The organism is Bradyrhizobium sp. (assembly GCF_016462955.1).
In the GTDB taxonomy this organism is placed as follows: Bacteria; Pseudomonadota; Alphaproteobacteria; order Rhizobiales; family Xanthobacteraceae; genus Bradyrhizobium.
Map to the genome: position 1 here is coordinate 1 of NZ_JAEMSD010000598.1, position 3,718 is coordinate 3,718.

The following is a 3,718-nucleotide window of genomic DNA, read 5'->3' on the forward strand; positions in this document are numbered from 1 at the left end:
GTTCACCATTGATGACGGCTACACCGATGAGCTCCGGCGACGTCGTCGCAATGTCACACCAGCCGTTCAGCGTGACGGCGCTGCGTCGGGCCTGGGTTCGAGCAGGCGCGACAACGCGATCTCGTTCACGACGGGCGGGGTCTGCTTCAGCAGCTCCGCCACATAGGCACGGCGGTTCGCCTCGACGCGCTCGGCCCGCATGCGCTGCACCAGGGCATCCCTCACGTCGGCGAGCGGCCGCGTATGCGAGGCCTCGGTGTCGACCAGTTTGATAACGTGCCAGCCGTCCTCGAGCCGGATGGGATCGCCGATCCCGGATTTGGGCAGGCCCGTGACCTGCGCGCGTATTTCGGTGCGCAGATCGGGCTCGGCAACCCAGCCGATCTCCCCTTCCCGTCCTGCGGTTGCCGCATCCTCCGACGAGGCACGCGCGATCGCCCCGAATTCCGCGCCGGGTTGCTTCACCTTGCGCATGATGTCGTCGAGCTTCCGCCGCGCGGCATCTTCCGCCGCCTTGTCGGCATCCTTCGCGAGATTGACCACGATCTGGGCCAGCCGGAAGCGGCGCGGGACCAGGAACGCGCTGGCGTTGGCTTCATAGACGTTCTTGATCTCGGCCTCGCTCGGATATTGGTCGCCCACGGCCGTGACCGACTGCAGATAGGTTTCGACGATGAGACTGTCACGGGCACGCGCAAGCTGTGTCACCACGCTCGGCTGCTGGTCCCACTTCTTCGCCATCGCTTCCTTCAGCACCAGCCGATTGGCCAGGAGCGCGCGCACGGTCTGATTGAGCAGCGCCGGATCGCGCGCCATCGCCGCCTGCTGGCGGACGTCCAGCATCTGGATCGTGGTACGGACCTCCTCGGCAGAGACATCGCTGTCGCCGACGCGGGCGATGACCTCGCCGCCCTTCGCCGCAGCGTTGTCCTGCGCCGCCGGCTGTGTCGGCTGGGCAAGAGCCGGCGCCGGCGCCGTGCGCTGCGCGGCGGGCGGCGGGTTGCGGGTTTGTGTCTGCGCCTGCGCCATCGGAAGGGACGAAACGGTCGCCAAGAGCGCGGCGGTAAGCAACATGGAGTTGGAGATGGTCATGGCTTGGCCTTCTGCTCGATGATCTTGTCGCGAAAATCCTGCGCAGCGTTCTGATGCTCGACGCGCTGCAGCCCGAACACGGGATCGTGGTCGAGCACCTTCTCCAGCGGATCCATCCGCTCATATTGCTTGACGACGTCGTCGGCGATCCTGACCAGTCGGACGTTCTTGGCCTCGCAGGCCTTGGCGCTCGCCTTCCAGGTCGTCGCCTCGCCCTCGAATTTGGCGCGCTCGGCATCCTTGGTGCGGGCAACTGTGGCCGCCTCACCATAGGCCGCCTTCCACTTCTCCAGCGAATCGTCACGCTCGGCAATGCGCTCGTTGAAGTCCTTCACGGCCTGGCGATAGGCTTGCTCGGCCTCCTTGACCTGGGCACGATAGGCCTCATTCTGCTTGCGCAGGCGATCGCGCTCCTGTTCGGCCGCGGTCAGCTTGGCCTGCACCGCGGCGCGCTGGTCCTCGGCGGCACGCGCCTGCGCCGTGGCGCTACGCAGCGCCTCGCGCAGACGATCGGATTCCTGATCGGCTTGGGCGGCGCTGGAGATCACCAATGCCAACGCAGCTGCAGCCGACAAACGCAAAGCCCGCATGATCAGAACCTCGCGTTGAGATCGAGCTGGACGATGTCCACGGCGTAGGGCAGGCCCGCGATGTTGTTGGCGCTCATCCAGCGCACCGACGCCCAGATGTTCTCGCCGAGGCCGACATTGCCGCCGATGAAATAGCCCTTGAGGTTGGTGCCGCCGAGTCCGAAGTCGGAATCGACGAAAGCATCCACCATGGCGTCGGATTCCAGATATTTGTAACCGACATGCGCATTCCAATCCCAGAGATGCTTGATCTGCTTGTTGCCCACCGTCAGGCGTGCGAGCCAGCCCTGGTTGCCGCCGTTATAGGGGCCGGGATCACCGTTGCCGGTCGGCCCGAAGTTGTTCACGGCTACTGCGGCCATGGCCGATCGATTGAAGGCAGTGTTCCACACGTATTCCGCGTCCAGGACGACGTGGATTGGATAGAATTGCGCAAAGTCGAGTTGGGCGCTTGCGACGACTGGACGGAAATCGCTGGCCAAGCCGTAGTATTGATAGTTCAGGGTAGTGACGGGCGAGATGAGCGTCGGAATGTCGCGCAGTCTCATGTAGGTATTGCCCTTCTGCGCAAATGGCGGCCGCAGCAGATCCGTGTTGCAGGAGTCGCTCGCAGTAGCGACAAGACATGTGCTGGAGAGCTTGCCTTGCGCGTTGGTGAAGTCGTAGTAGGCGACCGCCATCGTCAGGATTGTTTCGGGATCGAACCTCGCGGCGAAGCCGCCCTGCGCTCCAAATAGCCATTTGTCGCGGCTTGGCGACTTGATCGGGCCGGAAAGGTCAACCGTATTCAGGCCGGCGTTCAGATCCGTATTGAAGACCGGAAAGGCGCCGCCCGCAAAAAACGGCGTGAGACCTTCGGCGATTTCCTGCCTGGCCTGGACAGCCAGGCCGTCGAAGCCGAGGTCTCTATACCAAACGAGATCGGTCGGCGACCAGAACGGGTTGTCGAAGCGGCCCACCGATGCCGCGAAGTCCTGCGTCGGTTGATATTTGACGAAGGCGCGGTCCAGCCAAAGGGCATACTTCGAGAAATTGCCTCCGTTTCCGCCGAAGGTCTGGTTCAAAGAGACAGGCGAACTGCTCTCACCTGTCGCGATCCTGAGCCCTGCGGTAAAACCGTCGAACAGATTGACGTCAGCGCCGAGCCGCGCCCGAAAGCGGAAACGATTGCGGTCTTGGCTGGTGTTGTACGTCGGGGGAAAATACGGATTGACCGCGTTCGCGTTGTCTTCGAGGAACGGGCTCCCGGTGTTGGTCGCATTGAAGTTCTGAAGCGGGCCGTTTCCCGGAGGGAAGAAGTCTCCCTCGTAACGTGCGCGAATGTCTCCGTAGAACTTGATCCGCTGCGCCCATTCCGGATAGAGGCCCGGCGAGGCCCAGCCCTCCTTGTGCGCGCGGTCCATCACTTCGGCCCGGATCTCCTCGCGCAGCTGCTTGCGGACGATCTCGGGGACGTAGGTCACGCGCTTGGTGCCGGGGGGCGAGACGGCGTCCGCCGCACCGGTCGCCTTCTTCTCGGCGCTGTCGGCCTTGGCCGCTGCATCGCGCGTCGCCTGGCGGGCGACATAGGCTTCGTCATCGGCCTGCTTGATCAGGGCGGCCGCCTGTTCCTCGCTGAGCGTGCCCTGCTTCACCAGGAGATTGATCAGGTTGACGGTGGCGTTCGAGGACGGCGCTGCGGCGCGCGAGACCGTGGGGCGCTTGCCTTGCGCCACACTGTCGTCCTGCGCCGCAGCGGGGGCTGCGCAGGCGACCAGCACCAGGGCCGTCGTCGCCACCTCTCGCGTTCTCAGTTCACGCCACATGACGTCACCTCTTCTCTCAACTCACTCGACTTCACCAGAACTCATCCCGCCCGGCTCCGCGCCGTGATGCGGGTGATGATCGGCATCGGCATATCCCTCGGCGGCGGCTCTCGCATGCGCATGCCGCCGATCACCTGATCGCGGATCGTCGCATCGAGCGCGCCATCTCCCGTCGAGGGCGAAAGCTGAACCCGGCTGACCTTGCCCGAACTGTCGAGCCAGACGCGGATC

General features: G+C 64.3%; 3 protein-coding genes and 1 pseudogene. All 4 read right to left on the reverse strand.

Features of this window, described 5'->3' with window-relative positions:
- Positions 1-66: 66 nt before the first annotated feature.
- Positions 67-1,092, reverse strand: coding sequence for a peptidyl-prolyl cis-trans isomerase (locus JHD07_RS35195; RefSeq protein WP_291630558.1), 1,026 nt, complete (start codon positions 1,090-1,092; stop codon positions 67-69).
- Positions 1,089-1,682 carry a hypothetical protein gene (locus JHD07_RS35200; RefSeq protein ID WP_291630560.1) on the reverse strand — a complete coding sequence of 198 codons (594 nt, stop codon included), beginning with the start codon at positions 1,680-1,682 and terminating at the stop codon, positions 1,089-1,091. Before JHD07_RS35200 ends, JHD07_RS35195 begins: the two co-directional genes overlap by 4 nt.
- A gap of 2 nt (positions 1,683-1,684) precedes the next feature.
- Entirely contained in the window at positions 1,685-3,487 is a 1,803-nt protein-coding gene (locus JHD07_RS35205) for a putative porin (protein ID WP_291630562.1), read from the reverse strand.
- A gap of 41 nt (positions 3,488-3,528) precedes the next feature.
- Positions 3,529-3,718: pseudogene (locus tag JHD07_RS35210) on the reverse strand (energy transducer TonB); the annotation flags it as partial.